General features: G+C 48.1%; 14 protein-coding genes. All 14 read right to left on the reverse strand.

Annotation, left to right across the window (positions count from 1 at the left end; genetic code table 11):
- Positions 1 to 6: 6 nt before the first annotated feature.
- The 14 genes from gpAD87_RS22270 to gpAD87_RS22335 all read right to left on the reverse strand — a co-directional run bounded on the left by gpAD87_RS22270 (position 7) and on the right by gpAD87_RS22335 (position 18,893).
- Entirely contained in the window at positions 7 to 2,019 is a 2,013-nt protein-coding gene (locus gpAD87_RS22270) for a heavy metal translocating P-type ATPase (protein ID WP_064641136.1), read from the reverse strand.
- A 373-nt stretch (positions 2,020 to 2,392) separates the two neighbouring features.
- Entirely contained in the window at positions 2,393 to 3,700 is a 1,308-nt protein-coding gene (locus gpAD87_RS22275) for a homocysteine synthase (RefSeq protein WP_063566572.1), read from the reverse strand.
- Positions 3,701 to 3,946: 246 nt separating this feature from the next.
- Positions 3,947 to 4,792, reverse strand: a complete 846-nt coding sequence (locus gpAD87_RS22280) for a sugar phosphate isomerase/epimerase family protein (protein ID WP_064640607.1) — start codon at positions 4,790 to 4,792, stop codon at positions 3,947 to 3,949.
- A gap of 36 nt (positions 4,793 to 4,828) precedes the next feature.
- The gene (kduD, locus tag gpAD87_RS22285) at positions 4,829 to 5,581 is read right to left on the reverse strand and encodes a 2-dehydro-3-deoxy-D-gluconate 5-dehydrogenase KduD (protein WP_064641138.1); all 753 of its coding nucleotides are present in this window, start codon (positions 5,579 to 5,581) and stop codon (positions 4,829 to 4,831) included.
- 82 nt (positions 5,582 to 5,663) lie between these two features.
- Positions 5,664 to 6,422 carry a DeoR/GlpR family DNA-binding transcription regulator gene (locus gpAD87_RS22290; protein ID WP_063566570.1) on the reverse strand — a complete coding sequence of 253 codons (759 nt, stop codon included), beginning with the start codon at positions 6,420 to 6,422 and terminating at the stop codon, positions 5,664 to 5,666.
- Between the two features lie 37 nt (positions 6,423 to 6,459).
- Positions 6,460 to 7,299, reverse strand: a complete 840-nt coding sequence (gene kduI, locus gpAD87_RS22295; RefSeq protein ID WP_063566631.1) for a 5-dehydro-4-deoxy-D-glucuronate isomerase — start codon at positions 7,297 to 7,299, stop codon at positions 6,460 to 6,462.
- Between the two features lie 142 nt (positions 7,300 to 7,441).
- Complete coding sequence (locus gpAD87_RS22300; RefSeq protein ID WP_064640608.1) at positions 7,442 to 9,085, reverse strand: alpha-glucosidase; 1,644 nt, start codon at positions 9,083 to 9,085, stop codon at positions 7,442 to 7,444.
- Between the two features lie 21 nt (positions 9,086 to 9,106).
- Positions 9,107 to 9,796: a beta-phosphoglucomutase gene (gene pgmB, locus gpAD87_RS22305; protein ID WP_064640609.1), complete on the reverse strand. Its 690-nt coding sequence runs from the start codon at positions 9,794 to 9,796 to the stop codon at positions 9,107 to 9,109.
- A gap of 215 nt (positions 9,797 to 10,011) precedes the next feature.
- Entirely contained in the window at positions 10,012 to 12,207 is a 2,196-nt protein-coding gene (locus gpAD87_RS22310) for an alpha-L-rhamnosidase-related protein (RefSeq protein ID WP_064640610.1), read from the reverse strand.
- A gap of 56 nt (positions 12,208 to 12,263) precedes the next feature.
- Positions 12,264 to 13,106, reverse strand: a complete 843-nt coding sequence (locus tag gpAD87_RS22315) for a carbohydrate ABC transporter permease (RefSeq protein ID WP_063566566.1) — start codon at positions 13,104 to 13,106, stop codon at positions 12,264 to 12,266.
- Between the two features lie 14 nt (positions 13,107 to 13,120).
- Positions 13,121 to 14,017: a carbohydrate ABC transporter permease gene (locus gpAD87_RS22320; protein ID WP_053780124.1), complete on the reverse strand. Its 897-nt coding sequence runs from the start codon at positions 14,015 to 14,017 to the stop codon at positions 13,121 to 13,123.
- A gap of 59 nt (positions 14,018 to 14,076) precedes the next feature.
- Positions 14,077 to 15,363, reverse strand: a complete 1,287-nt coding sequence (locus gpAD87_RS22325) for an ABC transporter substrate-binding protein (protein ID WP_064640611.1) — start codon at positions 15,361 to 15,363, stop codon at positions 14,077 to 14,079.
- A 26-nt stretch (positions 15,364 to 15,389) separates the two neighbouring features.
- Positions 15,390 to 17,720, reverse strand: coding sequence for a glycoside hydrolase family 65 protein (locus gpAD87_RS22330; RefSeq protein ID WP_064640612.1), 2,331 nt, complete (start codon positions 17,718 to 17,720; stop codon positions 15,390 to 15,392).
- 156 nt (positions 17,721 to 17,876) lie between these two features.
- Entirely contained in the window at positions 17,877 to 18,893 is a 1,017-nt protein-coding gene (locus gpAD87_RS22335; RefSeq protein WP_063566562.1) for a LacI family DNA-binding transcriptional regulator, read from the reverse strand.
- Positions 18,894 to 19,041 lie beyond the last annotated feature (148 nt).

Below are 19,041 nucleotides of genomic sequence, written 5' to 3' on the forward strand. Positions count from 1 at the left end.
ATATCGTTATCGCAGGAGTCTTAGTCCATTCAGAATAACCAGGATCGTGCTGCCTTCATGGCCTACCACACCCAATGGTAATGCAACATCTTGTAAGAAGTTACCCGCGATTAGAGCCAGAATTACCGTGATGGCAAAAAACATATTCTGCTTCACCGTCCGCTGCGCCCGACGTGCCTGCCTGATCACCCAGGCGATTTCTTCAATATTGTCATTCATCAGTACAACATCCGCTACTTCCAGTGCCGTGCCGCTACCTGATACACCCATGCCCATACCCACCGTTGCCGCTGCAAGTGCAGGCGCATCATTCACGCCATCCCCAACCATCAACACTTGCCCGTACTGTTCGCGAAGCAGATGCACCTGCTTCACTTTATCTTCGGGTAACAAACCTGCGTATACCAGGCTTACACCTGTCTCACGGGCGATCACTGCTGCCGATTCGGGACGATCACCTGTCAGCATAGCCACTTTCACACCCATCGCTTCCAGCATTTTCACCGCTGCAACCGCTTGTGGGCGCACGGTGTCCCTCATCGCGATCAATCCCGCCATTTGCCCGTTCGCTGTTATGGCAGACACGGTTTTGCCTTCTCCCTCAAGTTGGGCACGTATGCCATACCACACAGCAAGATCGTCCATATTAGAAGCAATAAATTGCTTCTCTGTATCATTTGCGTTATTTACCTCAGTGATATGATGCGTATCCAACTCATCCGTTTTCCCAATTTTCCAGAGAACGCCGTCTACTTTCCCTTCAATCCCCCAGCCCGTCAGAGCTTGAACCTGTTCAGCAATCGGGAGGTTGATGTCCTCCTTGCTTGCCTGCTCCACAATAGCCCGAGCCAGTGGGTGCATCGAAAGGTTCTCAATGGCAGCTACCGCTCCCAACAACTGTGTACGGTCATATCCGTCTGCCGTTATAATATCGGTCACCTGTGGTGTACCCATCGTCAATGTTCCTGTTTTATCAAAAGCAACCACCCGGGTCTGGGCCATGTTCTCCACATGAGCGCCACCCTTGAAGAGAATACCTCGACGTGCACTGCTGGACATCGCTGATAACATGACTGGCATAATGGAAGAAACCAGGGCACAAGGTGAAGCTACAACCAGAAAGACCATTGCTTTGTAAAACGCCTCATTCCACGTCCAACCAAGCAATAGAGGTGTTCCCGCAATAACCAGCACCGTTACGGCGACAACAATACGGGCGTATATTCCCTCGAATCGCTCAATAAAGCGTTGGGAATCCGGCACTTCCGTCTGCGCTTCTTCCACTAGTTTAATGATTTTGCCAAACAACGATCCTTCAGCGGATTTGGTTACCTCCACATATAGAGCACCTTCACCGTTTACAGTACCTGCAAATACTTCGTCACCAGCAATTTTGTCTACGGGTAAGGATTCCCCTGTAATCGAGGCCTGATTGATAAAAGAGCTGCCTCGGTACACAACACCATCCGCCGGAACCAGTTCGCCCGGCTTCACCAGCAACAGATCCCCCGGCTGCAAATCATCGATAGATACACGATTCATTTTACCGTCCTCAATACGCAGCGCCGTTTCCGGTTTGAGCGCCAGCAGTGATGAAATATCCTTGTGACTGCGCTCCGTTGCATAGCTTTCCAGTGCACCACTTAAGGCGAAAATAAAGATCAGCATGGCGCCTTCATTCCAGTAGCCAATGGCTGCCGCTCCCAACGATGCTGCAATCATGAGCAGATTTACATCGAGATCACGATCCTTGACCAGTGTCTCTATGCCTTCTTTGGCTTTGGTCCATCCACCTATGGCATAAGCAACAATATATAGTAGTACGGATAACGGGTTAGACCATGATGCCGTCGCCCAGGCAATAAGCATTAAAAGTCCACTGCCCAGAGCAGCTTGCATTTCCTTGTTGCGCAGCATAGCCCGAAAGTCTGGTTTGCGCCCTCGGCCTGGGCCAGGTGTATTGGCTGAACGCTGTTCAGCTTTTGCTTGGGTTTGAATGGGTTGGTGTATCGCTTGCATATGAATCACAATCCTTTCTGAATGTCGGGTTGTGGAGTGCATTTTGCTGCATCCATGTCCCGTGTATTGAAGTCGTATTGAGAATGAGAGCCATTGTTAATACCCTAAAAATGACACATGCTGCTGCGGGAATCCCGCAGCAGCATGGTTATTGAATGGTTGTCGAATGATTTTCAAATCATTTTGAATGAGAATGATAATCATTTTTTTGTACTTATGCAATTATTTTTACCCAATACAACTTTTGATTCATTATATGCCTGTGCTTTGCATTTGTAAATGGGTTTTTCACCTTAGCCGGTGTAAAATTAAAAAAGCCACTCGTCCATAAGGACAAGCGGCTCGTATGAATTAAATTTATTCACGTTATGAATTAAACACTAACGCTTGATTGCTGGCTAGCCTTAATGGCTTGCTCCAGATCGTAGAGGATATCCTGAATATTCTCTGTACCCACAGATAGACGAATCAGCTCAGGATTAACTCCGGCTGCAGTCTGCTCATCTTCTGTCAGCTGTTGATGCGTCGTACTTGCCGGATGAATGATCAGTGACTTGGAGTCACCTACGTTGGCAAGGTGAGAGAACAGCTTCACATTTTCAATCAGTTTGCGTCCTGCATCCACTCCGCCTTTGATACCAAAGGTCAGAATGGCTCCCTGGCCTTTCGGCAAATACTTCTGTGCCAGTTCATAGGAAGGGTGACTCGGCAAACCTGCGTAGCTTACCCATTCCACATCCTCATGTTTCTCCAGATATTGCGCCACAGCCAGTGCGTTGCTGCTATGACGTTCTACACGCAGATGCAGTGTCTCCAGCCCTTGAATGAGCAACCATGAATTGAAAGGTGAGATCGTAGCACCAAAGTCACGCAGCAATTGTACACGAGCTTTGATAATATAAGCAATCGGTCCAACCGCTTCTGTATATACGACACCATGATAGCTGGAATCCGGTTCTGTCAGTCCCGGGAACTTGCCACTCGCTTTCCAGTCGAATTTGCCGCTGTCCACAATAACTCCACCAATGGAAGTACCGTGACCGCCAATAAATTTGGTAGCCGAATGAACGACAATATCAGCTCCATGCTCGATTGGACGAAGCAGATATGGACTTGGGAATGTATTGTCTACAATCAAAGGAATGCCATGTTCATGGGCGATAGCTGCCACAGCTTCAATATCCAGTACGTTGCCTTGCGGATTACCGATCGTTTCAGCGTACAATGCTTTGGTTTTGTCCGTAATCGCCGCCCGGAAATTTTCAGGATCACTGGAATCTACAAACTTTACATCTAGGCCAAGTTTCGGTAGTGTGGTTGAGAACAGATTGTACGTTCCTCCATACAGACTCGCTGCGGAAACAATCTCATCTCCCGCACCTGCGATGTTTAAGAGGGAGAACGTAATCGCTGCCTGACCGGAAGCCGTAGCCAGTGCACCAGCGCCTCCCTCAAGTGCAGCAATACGTTGTTCGAACACATCCGTGGTCGGATTCATCAGACGTGTATAGATATTGCCAAACTCTTTCAATCCAAACAGATTGGCTGCATGCTCCGTATCACGGAATCCGTAGGATGTTGTTTGGTACAACGGTACTGCACGTGCATGGGTGGTCGGATCAATCTCCTGGCCGGCATGAATTGCCAATGTTTCAAATGAAAGCTCACGTTCGTTTGACATAAATCTGTTTCCTCCCTTAACTTATACGTTTGGCAAATCCCTAGATGTCATGACATGGTGGCGTATGTTTTCCATATTCTCTCACAAGATGTCGCTTTTGAAAAGAAATATTTCCGATTTTTCCGATGAGAAATATTAAATATGTATCAGTAAGACTGCTACACCAAAAAAACCTTTGCTCCCGCAAAGGTTTTTCAGATTTTTTTCAACCATCACCTGCTGAACTTCTGCGTGATTTTATACCGTTTATACCCGAACGCCACTCCATATTTCACGTAAATGCTTGGCCGCCGGGACAGCTTCTTCCGCGGTTACCCCTTCTAGTGAAATATCGATGTGTGGTTTATAGGTCTTCAATAGTTCAAAAAATAACGGATAATCCAGAATGCCCTCACCCGGCACCGGATTGAACTTTTCACCCTGCGCATTGAAAGCCACATCTTTGGCATGAATGACAATGATACGCTGATACAGCGTTTCCATCACTTCACGCAGGAATGCAGACTGGTCAGCCACATAAGGTTGTTTGATCAGATTACAAGGATCGAACAGCATGCCCAGATTGGATGAAGGAATTTCTTCAAACAGACGGATCATATGTTCACGTGTATGAAGCGTATGGGTAGATACTGGCTCAATCGCCGCATGAACGCCCCACTTTTCCGCCTCTTCCGCCAGTTCCTCTACCGTCTCCCGCAGCACCGTCCATGCCTTTTCTTCATATGCATCCGGATGAGTGTCGCGATACGTATCCAGGCCCCCTGTCTCCGTTGCCACCATGCTGCAACCGAAATCCCGGGCATAACGCAGATGCTCCTTGAATCGTTCAATGTCTGCACGACGAGCCACAGGATCAGGATCAATCGGGTTAATGTAGCAACCTAGTACCGCAATCTTGACTCCGCGCTGTGCAAATTGATCTCCGATCTCATTCGCCAGTCCAGGGCTCAGCTTGCCGTTGGCCGAGTCCACATCCGACAAGGCCTTGGCTAATGCCAGCTGGACCGAATTAAATCCGTTATCTGCGATGGTCTGTGCAAGCTGTGCTGTAGGTTGTTTGCCAAACGTATGCGCAAGAATACCAAGTTTCATGTCACTGTCTCCTTTGCAATCTGATCGCTGACAGGGTTAACGAGCCATCCAGCCGCCATCCACATTCAGTACGTGACCATTCAAATAATCCGAAGCCGCCGATGCCAGGAAAACAACCGGACCTTTCAGATCCTCAGGTGTTCCCCAGCGTCCAGCCGGAATCCGTGCCGTGATGTCACGGTACCGATTTTCATCGGCGCGAATCTGAGTTGTATTGTCTGTTTCCATATAGCCTGGTGCAATCCCGTTGATTTGAATACCTTTGCCTGCCCATTCATTCGCGAGTGCTTTCGTTAAACCGGCTACCCCATGTTTACTGGCCGTGTATCCCGGTACATTAATTCCACCCTGATAAGATAGCATGGATGCAATGTTAATGATCTTGCCACTTCCCCGTTCAATCATATGTCTGCCAGCCAACTGGCTCAGGAAAAATACCGTATTCAGGTTTAGACCTATGACATCATGCCAGTCTTGCTGACCGTGATCGGCTGCAGGTGTACGACGAATAATTCCCGCATTGTTGACCAGAATATCAATTCTCCCTTGAAAGGCTAATGCCTTTTCAAACACCCCGGTCAATTCATCCTCACGGCTCAAATCAGCTTCAATTACAGACGCTTTGCGTCCGAGAGCCTCAATGGCACGCGCTGTTTCCGATGGATTGGAGTAGGACACCAGCACAACATCTGCCCCGGCTTCAGCAAGGCCAATCGCCATCCCTTGCCCCAGACCTCCTGATGTGCCAGTGACAAGTGCAACTTGTCCGCTTAAATCAAATGGGTTCATGAATGATTCCTCCGCATGGTTATTGGGTTGCAAACCGTGTTCTTCAGCCTCGGCAGTCATGTAACCACTGTGGAACTGAAGATCAGCTCTGATAATCCACTTCGATGCCATTTTGCCTGTACAGGGCTGCTGTTTCCTCATCCAGCCGACTGTCGCTGATGATGCAGTCCAGCTCCGAACAGTGAGCAAAGGTCCGAAGGGCAAATTGTCCGAATTTATAATGATCCACGACGCCATAGACCTGCTGAGAAGCAGAGATCATTGCTTTTTTTAGCGGCACCAGATCTCCTGTATATATGGAAAGTCCAAATTCCGGATGAAGTGCCGTCGTTGAGATAAACGCTTTATGAATGTTGAGACCGGAAATGAAGGCCGCCGTATCGTCTCCCACCAGCATATTGCGGACTCTTGCCCCACCGGGCACAACCAGTCGCACCTGCTCCTTTTTGGTCAGCTCAGCAATAATGAACAGATCATTGGTAACCACCGTAATGGGCTGATTGTCCAATCTCTTCGCCATCTCCAACGTAGTGCTCCCGCCATCCAGCGCAACAATATCTCCTGGTCGGATATACGCAAGGGCTCGCTCGGCAATCTCCGTTTTCTCCGAATGATGCTTTTCCGTAGCCCCACGACTCGTGAGGATGCCGTACTGGTCGTTCTGAGCCAGCATCGCACCCCCATGGACACGTACGAGCAATCCCATGCCTTCCAGCTTATCGAGATCCTCCCGTACGGTCTTGCCCGTCACCTGCAGCAGTTCACTCAGATCACTAACGGTGACTTCCTGCCGCTCCAGCAGAGCCTCCATAATTTTTTCATGTCTTTTCAATGGATTCATCACAGATCAACTTCCTGTTTCTTTGGAATTTACGCGCCTATTTCAGGTCTTTCATCGCCACGCCGTCCATATCCTCGAACGTCTGGTTTTCCCCAGCCATTGCCCAGCAGAAGGTATAGCTGCTCGTACCGACACCACTGTGGACAGACCAGCTAGGAGAGATGATGGCCTGACGGTCACGTACAACCAGATGCCGTGTTTCATTTGGCTCGCCCATCATATGGAATACGACGCCATCTTCCGGCAGGTTGAAATACAAGTATACTTCGGAACGGCGGTTGTGGGTATGTGCAGGCATCGTATTCCACATGTTGCCCTTGTCGAGTTCCGTAATGCCCATCACCAGCTGACAGCTCTGAATCCCGCCTTCTCCCTGATGGATATAGCGATAGATCGTCCGTTCATTCGAGCTTTCGATGCTGCCGAGGTGGTTCGGCTGAGCTTGTTCTTGCGTTGCTTTTACTGTTGGATATGTGTGGTGAGCCGGTGTGGATACAAAATAAAACTGAGCCGGCTGATCCTTGCCGCTGCTCTTGAACACGACTTCTTTTACACCTCTGCCGATGTACAGGCATTCTTTCGCACCAATCTCGTAGCCTTGACCGTCAGCTGTCACGGTTCCATGGCCTCCAACATTAATGATACCGATTTCACGACGCTCTAGGAAAAAGTTCGTTCCGATATCCTTCAGATTTACTTCAAGTGCGATATCCTTGCTTTGAGGTACAGCCGTTCCTACAATATAACGATCTACATGAGAGTAAACGGTTACCAACTCATCTGTGGCAAACAATTGCTCCATCAGAAATTCCTCGCGCAGACGGGAGGTATCATAGTTTTTCACTTCATTTGGGTGTGCAGCATAACGGTTTTGCATCATTAATCCATTCCTTTCGTTAGTCAGATAATGTTCATATAAGTTCATTTTAGTTCATTATGTATCTTTTGTGTACCTTTTTTTTATAAAAAAAGAACCCGACGGGAAAATCCCCGCCAGGCTCTGCTGATCTTGCGATGTATTATAAGGAGTAAATGAGCGCCTCATAAGGACGCAAACGAACGGTGCCGTTTCTAACCTCATCGGAGGTTGACCGATCCAGATTGCCAATGATCAAGCGGGCATTCGTCGCTCGATCAGCGAATGAAGCAGGCAGACGATAGGACTGCTCCCGGTCCGAGTGATTGAGAATGACAAGCCATGTCTCTCCATCCAGACTGCGGCTATATGCATATACATGCTCTTCCCCTGCCGATTGGTCACTATAATCTCCATAGACCATAACCGCGTGTGTTTTACGCAGGGCAATCAGCTGCTGGTAATATGAAAATATGGAGTCCTGCGCGGCCAAATCCCGCTCCACATTAATCTCTTCATAGTTGGGATTCACCTGCATCCACGGCTGCCCTTCGGTAAACCCGGCGTGCTTGCTGCCATCCCACTGCATTGGTGTCCGGGAATTATCCCGGCTCAGCGGCTGAAGACTGTGGAGCACTTCATCTGGCGCACGACCTTTACCGATTTCTTCATTATACTTGTTCTTCATTGCAATATCGTGATATTCATCAATGGAAGAGAACCGGACACCCGTCATGCCGATCTCCTCTCCCTGGAATACATACGGTGTTCCCGGAAGAGTATGAATCATGGTCGCCAGTTGTTTGGCGGATTCCACACGGTATTGTCCATCATTGCCGTACCTCGAAACCTGTCGGGTGTGATCGTGATTGTTCAGGAACTGGGAGTTCCAACCTTCATGGCGGAATGCTTCATACCAGCTCTCCTGAATTTCCTTGTACCGTGCCAGATCCCAAGTAGGCATGTCATCCGCCACCTGGAAATGGAATAACGTATGCAGCTCTTTCCGGTTATCCCCCACATACAGAAGGCCATCTACTGGTGTGACAAACGGAATTTCTCCTACAGTCATGATGTCATAATGCTGGAGAACCTCCCGATTCATTTCCTGCAAATATTCATGAATGCCCGGATTATTGCCCAGATAATCAATGTTCTCCGGGTGCTCCGCATCCGGGAAACCTTCCAGCTTAGCGAGCAGATTAATAACATCCATGCGGAAGCCGTCAATACCCTGATCTAGCCAGAAACGCATCATCCGGTAAATTTCCTGACGCAGCTCGGGATTTTCCCAATTCAGATCAGGCTGCTCCTTGGCAAAGGAGTGGAAATAATACTCTCCCGTCCGCTCGTCGTAGGTCCAGGTCGACGGTTCAAAATAGGAGCGCCAGTTGTTCGGCGGGCTATCCTGTTTACCCGGCTTCCATATATACCAGTCGCGTTTCGGATCATCGACAGATGAACGTGATTCTTCGAACCATGCATGCTGCTCTGATGTATGATTGACCACCAGATCCATAATGAGCTTCATGCCCAGTTCATGTACCTTGTCCAGCAATTGCTTGAACTGCTCCATCGTTCCGGCTTTCGCCATGATGCGATAATAATCCGCTATGTCATATCCGTTATCTTTATCCGGCGATTCATAGATGGGATTAAGCCAGATGACATCAATACCCAGACTTTTGATATAGTCCAGCTTGAGCATCAAGCCCTCCAAATCCCCGATGCCGTCTCCATTCGCATCCAGGAAGCTCCGCCAGTAGACCTGATATACCACGGATTCTTTCCACCATGCCCGGTTCATGCTGCATCTCCCCTTTTCTGCTTAATGGCTGTGCTCCTGCAACGTACGCTCCAGGAAGGACAGCGTGAGCTGTGTAGTATCTTTCAGCACCACGTCCGCTCCGGAACCTTTAAGTACAGCTTCTTCACCAATACCCACGGCGATCATGCCTGCGGATTTGATGGCCTCAATACCCGCCTGCGCATCCTCGATGCCGATGCAGGCCTTAATGTGAGCACCCACTTCTTCTGCTCCACGCAGGAACAGATCAGGTGCTGGCTTACCGTTTGGTACGGAATCCGGATGTACCACATAGCGGAACAGCGAGTCCAACTCCAGCGCCTTCAGAATTTGAGGAGCATTTTTGCTGGCCGAGGCGATCACCGCAGGAATGCCGGAGGCTTGCAGCTCAAGCAGCAATTCCCGAATTCCAGGGTAGGTATGCTCCGGTGTCAACGAGTCCAGCAACGAGACATAATGTTCGTTTTTACGCTGTGCGAATTCTTCCTTTTCCTCAGCCGAAAATGTCTCTTCCTTGCCACCCAGACGTAAAATGCGCGCCAGCGACTCCCCGCGGCTAATGCCCTTTAACTGCTCGTTGAACTCCCGATCAAACGGAATATCCAGCGATTCCCCCAGCTTCTTCCACGCTACATAATGGTACTCCGCCGTGTCGGTAATGACACCATCCAAATCAAAAATAACGGCTTGAAGTGCTCCGTTCCCTTTCATTTACCCGTTCCTCCCCATGTCATTGCTCTAGTTGAGTTCAACTAAAAGATATTTACACTGGCCACTACGATGACAGAACAACCTTCCGATCGCTGTTATCCCCAGATTTTTTTGATATCCTTTTCAGAAGGGAAAATCCGGGAATAAAGGCGAACACTGCGTTTCTTCAGGTTATTTCTGCCCTCTCCGTTATCGTATAAATTTTTAGTTGAACATTATAGTTGCCATTCAATCCGTTTCTCGTTGCTTTCCCGTCTCTCGCCCTTCCAGTCCAGAACGACCGTCCAGCCCGATGCGTTGGAAATGCTCGCATAACGTTTGCCCTCACGGGATTCAAAATGGATATCGAACTCCGCATCGCCTACCATCAGATGCTCCAGACTGCATGTTTTGTTATCCCATGCCTGCGGCATATTAGGTGATAAGGTTACACGGCGATGCTGTGCTTCCGGTTGAACGCCGAAGAAATGTCGTACGACTGGTACAGCCAGTGCATAGATGGTCCACGCCTGCACTACACAGCCGTAGTCCGGAGACATCTCCGAGAAAGAACCTGGCACTACACGTGAGAAGCTTTTCCCCATCCGACGCAGTAAATCCAGTGCGTGATCCGGATGCCCGTACGCCGCTTCTGCAACCGCATGTGCTCCGGTAGAGATTGTCATCGTGCCCTGTTGGTAAATGGCAGCAAGATAAGTACCGTATTCACCAATGAAGTCGCGATTTCGCATCGCTTCCAGAGCACGCTGTGCTTTGTCCTGATCGGCAATTCCTGCTTCCATCGGGGTGACAATGACCCAGTTTTTGTTCAGCAACCAACCGCGATCTTTCTGATCCTCACCTGCATCGGCAAGCAATCCTTCCACGTACTCCCGGTAGTCTGTGATCCCTTGCTTTTCAGCGAGAGAAACCATGTAATCCACCTTGGGCACAATATCAGAAACAGGTGCAACGGCATCCGCATAGAGGCTGTCTTTTTCAGACCAATACACATCATTCACTGCGCGTACCGCTCTTTCAGCCAGTTTTTGATATGTCTGATGCCGCTTCGTTTCACCCAAATAGAGACTCATGTGCTCCAGCGCCTGAAGAGCCTTGGCTGTATATACGGCACTATCAATCAGTTCCATATTCAATCCGGCAATCTCGATGATGCCGTAACCAGAAGGGAACAGGTCTCCGTCCGGGTCCATCTCACCCAGCAGCCAGTCGATTCCCTGAACACAATAGTCATAATGCTCGCGCAGAAGTGCATCATCTCCGGTCCACAGGAACATTTCCCATACAAAGGCGATATAGTGTGCCGTCTCCTGCGTGTTGCCGCGATTAGACACGGCTCCTATCGTGGTCACTTCATGCACAAAACGTCCATTACCGTTTGCTTCCTTGGATTTCTCCAGCAACAAATTCAGCGTATCCCGCACCAGTTGATGGTCTCCCGTAGCAAGCACACCCTGAAGCGCATACGTACTGTCACAGCCGAACCACCACGGATACGTGGGTCCACCTGCCGTCAATCCACGACCAATGCCGTCTACTTGTTGCACCAGCCACTGATTATTGTGCTTCACCCAGGCAAATTGCTCGTTCAGCTCATCCTCGCCTTCAATGGTCAGCACTGCGCGCTGATCCAACTTGTCGTAGAGTTGCTGCTTCTGCTCTTTCAAGCTGACGTAGTCACGTTCGATGACTGCATAAGTCTGCTCACAGGCTTCACGGGACGACTCCGAACCGGCAACAAATAACCGGAAGCGGAACACATCCTTCTCCTCCAGCGTGCATTCGGTTACAAAAGAAATGCCTGTGCCCTTGCCTGCCGTCAGTTCTGGTCCGTAAATCTCAGGACCAACCGTCATTACCGTTCCAGGCAGATCACTTCCAATCATGGCATACCAGTCTTGGGCATCATCTTTGACGATGACTTTGCGCGAAGAAATAGCTTCTGCCGTTTCACCCGCTCCTGGGATAATTCCGATCTCATCGGAATACCACACTGGACGGAGATCGGTACGTGACAGCAGCTCCAGCTTGAGCCGGGTTGTTCCTTTGCCGTAAGCGCTGATCTCATATTCTGCGACCATGCCTTTTTCATAATCGGGGGCAAACTGGTTGCGTTCAATGGATACCGGAATGTGGCTCAATCCGTGATCATAATCGAACCGGCTTCCGCCCCAGGATTCACTTGTGAATCCGTCTGCCCTTGCCCATACCGCAATGTTGCGATCCAGATCGGTTACCTTCAGCCAGAAGCCGTCCAGCAGCTTGATCGGATGCAGCCATACACCGCCCATTTCGTTAGCCATATGATGCCCAAAGTCGGGAAAGTATCCGTCCTGGGTACCGCAAATCTTTACATATTCACCTGCGTTATAATACAAATTAAAAGGATGTCTGCTTGTTAATGTGGCCATGATAGTCCTCCTCTGCGGTTTGGCTCACCGCTCATCTCTTCTATTCATACGGACGATTAGCCCTTGATTGCAGAAGAGATGGAAATGCCTTCAATAAAGTATTTTTGTGCAACAAAGAATACAAGGAGTGGCGGAAGCATAATCAGCATCGTTGCAGCCATTAGCATGTTCCATTCCACGTTATACAACCCTTTGAACATGGACAATCCGAGAGCCAGCGTATACTTCTCACTGGAGTTCAGATAAATGAGTGGTCCCTGGAAGTCATTCCATACGCCCATAAAGGTAAAGATCGATACGGCAATCAGTGGCGGCATGGAAAGCGGCAGCATGATTTTAGTGAAAATCTGCATTTTATTGGCTCCGTCTACAAAAGCAGACTCATCGAGATCACGCGGAATACCGCGCATGAACTGGCGAATCAGGAAGATGTTAAACGCTCCGCCCCCGAAGAATGCAGGGATAATGAGTGGTAAAAATGTATCAACCCAGCCGATTTCCTTGAACATGATGAACATCGGGATCATCGTTACCTGCGAAGGTAGCATCATCGTCGCCAATAGCACCAGGAACAGCGTGCGTTTGCCGCGGAAGTTAAACCGGGCGAAACCATACGCACATAGGGCAGACGAGAATACGGTACCGACTAATACCGGAATCAGAATAATCAGCGTATTTTTCAAAAATGTAAAAAACGGGATGGCCAAGACGGCATTTTTATAGTTAGACCACATCCATACAGCCGGGAAAAAATCATCTTTGAACACCTCGGCAGGTGTTTTAAGAGACGTTGCAAACGTCCATAACAGTGGGATCAGCACGACGGCTGCACCAGCGATAAGCATGAGCATAGAGAATAGTTTCGAGTAGACCGGTTTCCGTGTCGTTGCTTGATTCATCATTTGTCCTCCTCTCAATCCTTTTCGTTATCGCCCTGGTAATAGACCCACATCGAAGAGCTGCGGATGACCAGCAACGTAAACGCCAGAATGATGATGAACAATACCCAGGACAATGCCGAAGCATAACCCATTTCAAAATCGGTAAAAGCTTTATTGTACAGATACAAGTTATAGAACAAGGTCGAGTTAAGCGGTCCCCCGTTGGTCATAACAAATGCTTGTGTGAAATACTGGAATCCACCGATGATACCCATAATTACGTTGAAGAACACCGTTGGGGAAATCATAGGTAATGTAATGTTGAAAAACCGTTGAAACGGTCCCGCGCCATCCAGATTGGCAGCTTCATACAGCTCTTCAGGAACGCCCTGCAAGCCGGACAAATAAATGATGATCGTATTGCCGACGCCCCACAAACCCATGACAATCAGTGCGCCCAGCGCATAGCTCGGATCTTGAAGCCAAGCTGGCCCCTGTACGCCGAAAAAGGCAAGCGCCCGGTTCAGAATGCCGTATTCCGGATTGAAAATCATAATCCACATCATTGATGCCGCTACAGCTGGAATGACGGATGGCATGAAATAGATCAATCGGAAAAATTTCATGCCTCTGTTCCGCATATTCAGCAGCAAGGCGATAAGCAGTGATGCCACTTGATATAGTGGTACGGATACCAGAGCGAAGATAAAGGTAACTTTCAACGATTGATAGAAAAGCTCATCATGAAACATCGTTTTGAAGTTATCCAGACCGACCCATTCGATCGATTGTACGCCGGTGATAATATCCCATTTACTAAATGCCAGCAGCAGGGAGAATAACATTGGACCAATGGTAAAGAGCAACAAGCCTATAAGCCAGGGCAATATGAACCAATACCCGGCACGCTCGGATTTAGAATTACGCATAGCAGCCTCCTTGATGAAGAGGGTGAATCAGCATGGCCGCCGACTCACCCGCATGGTTTTTACTTGATTTTGCTGTCAACGTTCTTCGCAGCTTCATCCAGAGCGCCTTTGACATCCTGTTTGCCAAGCAGCACTTTTTCCAGCGCCTTGGTGAATTCTTCAACAAACACAGGTCCGTTTGTAGAACGCATGGTGACCGGTTTTTTAGCATAATCCATCATTTCGATGACCGGTTTGTCTGCTACTTCTTTGGCTTTGACTTCGTCCAGTTCTTTCACAGTCGCTGGCAGTACTTTACCGTTCGCAGAACGAAGCTTCTGTGCATCTGTACCCGAGAGCCATTTTACCAGTTCATAAGCCGCTTCTTTATTTTTACCGGCTGCGTTGATCGCCCAACCTGCACTTGCGATAATGCTTGAACGAGTACCGTCCGTATTTTGTGGAATCAGTGCAGAACCATATTGAACATCGGATTTGTCGAGATCACCTTTGATCCAACGACCTGTAATCATCATGGCGAGCTTGTCTGTCATGAACATCGATGAATCTCCGCCAAGTGTCTCGGAATCCAGTGGCGTCGGGGATACACGGCTATCTCCTTGAGACCAGGATACATATTTATCCATTGCCGCTATCGTTTTTTCACTGTTCATGTAGCCTTCCGCAGCTGTTCCATCCTCATTCGCGATGTCTGTACCGTTATCCCACAGGTACGTATAAATCGGATATTCCCATTTGCCTGCGTTGAATCCGAATTGAGTATATTTTTTTCCATCTTTTTTAGTCAGTTTCTGTGCAGTTGCAATCATGTCATCCCAAGTCCATTCATCTGTTGGATAAGGGATTCCCGCTTCATCAAACATACGTTTGTTGTACCACAGAGCAAGTGGGTTGAAATCTTTAGGCAAGTAGTATTGTTTGCCTTCGATTTTCATATTTTCAATGAGATCCTTTTGAAAAATATCCAGATTAAACGCAGTGTCTTTGCTCAAATAATCGTCGAGTGGCTCAATTACACCTTTATCAACGTATTTGTAGTAGTCGCCTTCACCAACCAGGAATACGTCTGGTGCCTGACCTGCTGCCAGAGATGTAGTGAGTTTTGTTCCATAACCTTCACTTGGAATAGGCTCAAACTTCACTTCGATATCCGGGTGTGCAGCATTGAACTCTTCCGCAAGCTTCACTTCATCCGCACCGGAGTTGACATCTCCCCATACGGAGAAGGTGAGTTTTACTTTTTCTCCTTTTCCGCCTTCCGCGCTGTTGCTTCCACCTGAAGAACACGCGGATAACACTAATACCAAAATCAGCATCATGACCAAACTTGCGGACCCTTTTTTCATTTGAATGACCTCCACATGGATTTATATTAAACCAAGGTTTGAAACCGTTTGCTGAAAGTAACTTGCTGACCGGACAGAAGGAGAGAAATTTCTTCCTCTGCATCACTCTCGATTAGAATACCCTCGGACGTGATTGTGATATGCAACAGCTGGTTTTGCCAGTAAAGCGGGAATTTCAGACTGCTCCAGGACTCTGGCAGCTTCGGATCGAGATGAAGCTGGCCATCCAACATGCGAACTCCGGCAAATCCCATCACGACACATTCCCATATTCCGCCCAGAGAAGCTGAGTGGATGCCTGCATCCGAAGAGTGCATATGCGGTCCCAGATCAATCTCGGACGCCCGGCGGAACAGATCATAAGCGAGCGGACGATTACCGAAGTCACTGGCAAGGATACTGTGCGTTGACAGCGACAATGAGGAATCATGCAATGTTTTTTCCTCATAGTAGTCATAGTTCGCACGTTTGATAGCGGGTTCAAATTTATTCTCAAGCAGGAAGAACAGCATCATGATGTCAGCCTGCTTCGAAATTTGCATTTCACCAACCTGATCCAGGTTGTAATCATTGAAGATGCTGGCGACTTTCGTCTGATTTTTATAAGGGGTAAGATCAATGACTTTCTTCTGCAAGTAGGTATCATCTTGTGGAATAAGTCCTTGTTCATTTGGCCCTGGCAGATACATTTGATCCAGCTTGTTCCATGTTTTCCTAGCTGATGTCAGGTCAAGCTTCGCAGACAATGCCTTGAGTAATTCAGGTTTTTCCTGCTCAAGCTTTTCATAATATTGAATGGCCAGTTCCATATTGAAGTGAGCCATATGATTGGTGAATGCATTGTTGTCCACATGTTCCTTATATTCATCCGGTCCAACAACCTCATTGATGTGATAGCGGCCCTTGGCCTCATCCCACTCCAGACGGCTGGCCCAGAACGTTGCTGTATCAAAAATGATCTCGTAGCCATATTGCTCCATGAACGCCTCATCGCCTGTAGACTGGACGTAATGCCAAACGGCATAAGCGATGTCAGAGGTAATATGCTGTTCAATGAAGCCGGACCAGATCTTCGTCTGTTCTCCGGTTACGATATCTACATCTCCCCATACCGGTGTAACTTCGCCATCTTCGATCCAGGCTGCTTCCCATGGATACATGGCTCCTTCGAATCCGTTCTCCTTGGCCTTGCTTCTAGCTCCATCCAACCCCTGATATCGATATTCCAGCAAGGATCTTGCGATCTTGGGATTGCTGTAGATGAAGAAAGGCAGGATGAAGATTTCCGTATCCCAAAAGGAATGTCCCTTGTACCCTTCACCACTTAATCCTTTCGCCCCGATTCCCATGCGATTATCATGAGCAGGTGTCATAATGACGAGATGATAGATGGCGAAACGGATAGCAAGCTGGTCATATCCGCTTGTGCTGTCCACTTCAATGTTGTACGTGGACCAGGTATCCGCCCAGGCGTTAGCGCTTTCACGAAACAGCTGATCATACCCTTTTTGCGACTCTTGCTTCAGTTCTGTCAGTGAAGATTCACGCATTTGATCCAGTGAATAACCACCGTTGCTGTACACCAGATCGCGGCTGGTATGCACATTCGAGATTTTTTCCAGTGTTACCGATTGTCCGGCTTCCACGGTCACTGTGCCTTCGATGCCAACCTTGCGGCGTCCCATCGTTTGACGCAATTCCGGCTCAACTTTTTCACCATTCAGCTGCCAGTGATGCACCGTATTGGTTACAAAATCAACAGCCGATTGTGTCGTCGTTGACGTCATTTGAATATAAGTCTTTTCAAATATCCGTTTTTCACCTTCCGTGAAATGCTGCGCACCCGAGTTCGTCCATTGTCCGTTAATACCAGATGCAATGTGAACACGTGCCTGACCATCCAGTGGCTTGATGCTTACGGATGAACCAACCAGATGACGGTTGCTCAAGGAAATAAAGCGACGGAATTGAAGTTCAAAGCTTTCTCCTGTTGGGCTCTGCCATACCACGTTACGATTCAGCTCACCGTTTTTGAGATTCAGTTGACGACTATAGCTGATCGTTCTTCCTTTTTCCAAGCTGAAGGTTTCCCCATTCAGGGTGATTGAAAGTTCCGTTACATCCGCTGCATTAGGGAGTTCTGTTACCTCATGCTCGTCAAACTTATTGAAGGTTCCGGCTACGAACCAGTTCCGCACCTGTCCAACATAATTCTCGTCCGTTGCGGAGCGAAGTCCCATGTAGCCGTTTCCAAGTGAGAGCACAGCTTCGCCTTTCCCTTGATGAGCCGGATCAAACCCGGTTTCAGTTACCAGCCAGTTACTCCATTCTCCTTGTCCTGCATCGTATTTCAGCAATTTGTATTCCCCCTATGTCTATCTTATGTTGTATCCGAAACGTTTTGGATTTGAGTGAAAATAATACCGAAACGTTTCGGATTTAATAAAACATTCCGGTGCTCTTTTCATCTCGTTCATTTTGCAATCCCTCGCGAACCGTATTCTCAGCTAAACTTAGCGACCTGGTTTGGCTGTCGAGGATCTCAAAACCAATTCATTTTGCAAAATATTAAATTTGGGGCTGTCTTCCGATCTCAGCATGCCCATCAGCAGGTTTGCAGCTTCATGTCCCAACTGATACATGTTCTGGCCGATGGTGGTGAGTGGTGGTTGAAAATAAGCGGCTGTTGGAATGTCGTCAAATCCCACTACAGACAATTCATCCGGTATAGAGATGCCTATTTCATTCGCAGCCTTCATTACACCCAGAGCCATCATGTCGCTTGCGCAAAAGACTGCGGTAATTTCCGGATATGTCTTCAACAATTCAGAAGCTTGTTGCTGTGCTTCCTCTTCCGTGAAATTCCCGTTTACGATCCATTCAGGCTTCAAGCTCAACCCTGCATTTCGCATTGCATCGGAATATCCTTCATAGCGCTCCTTGGATACAAAAGCCTCGGGGTACCCGTTCACCATGGCAATCTGCCGATGACCCAAACCAATAAGGTGCTCTACAGCAGTTTGTGCACTTTGTTTGTGATTCGTTGATACAAAACCAACATACTCACTGTGAATGGGTATATCAATCAATACACAAGGAATGTCACTATCCAATACTTCCTGCAAATACGGATCATCCGTCTTCACACCCTGAAGAATGACACCATCCACCTTTCGTTCCCTGCACAGCTGTGTGTACGTTTTCATCTTTTGCTTCGCTGTATTTGTGCTGAACAAAATCAGATCATAATCCGAATTGGCAGCGCTATCATTAATACCGCAAAGCACTTCGAAAACAAAGTTGTTATCGATGTTTTTGTACGTCATACCTGATACGAGCAACCCCAGCGTTTTGGTTTCCTTCATGACCAGGCCTCTCGCTAGACCATTTGGACTATAGTTCAAGGTTTCCGCGGCTTCTTTAATCAGTTTGCGCGTACTATCGCTGACGTCCGAGTACCCATTCAGAGCTCTGGATACGGTCGTAATCGAAAATCCCGTCATTTGTGATATGTCTTTAATTGTAGCCAATTGCTTTCCTCCAAAACGTTTCGGATTACTTATATTTCTGAGTATACGGATTCAAGAAAAAAAATCAAGAACTTTTTTCGACATTATTTTCGCCTTTTTTTATCTCATGCGTCCTTTCCCTTATTCTACCCGCATTCAGGATAAAAAA

This window comes from Paenibacillus sp. AD87 (assembly GCF_001659845.1).
GTDB lineage: Bacteria > Bacillota > Bacilli > Paenibacillales > Paenibacillaceae > Paenibacillus > Paenibacillus marchantiae.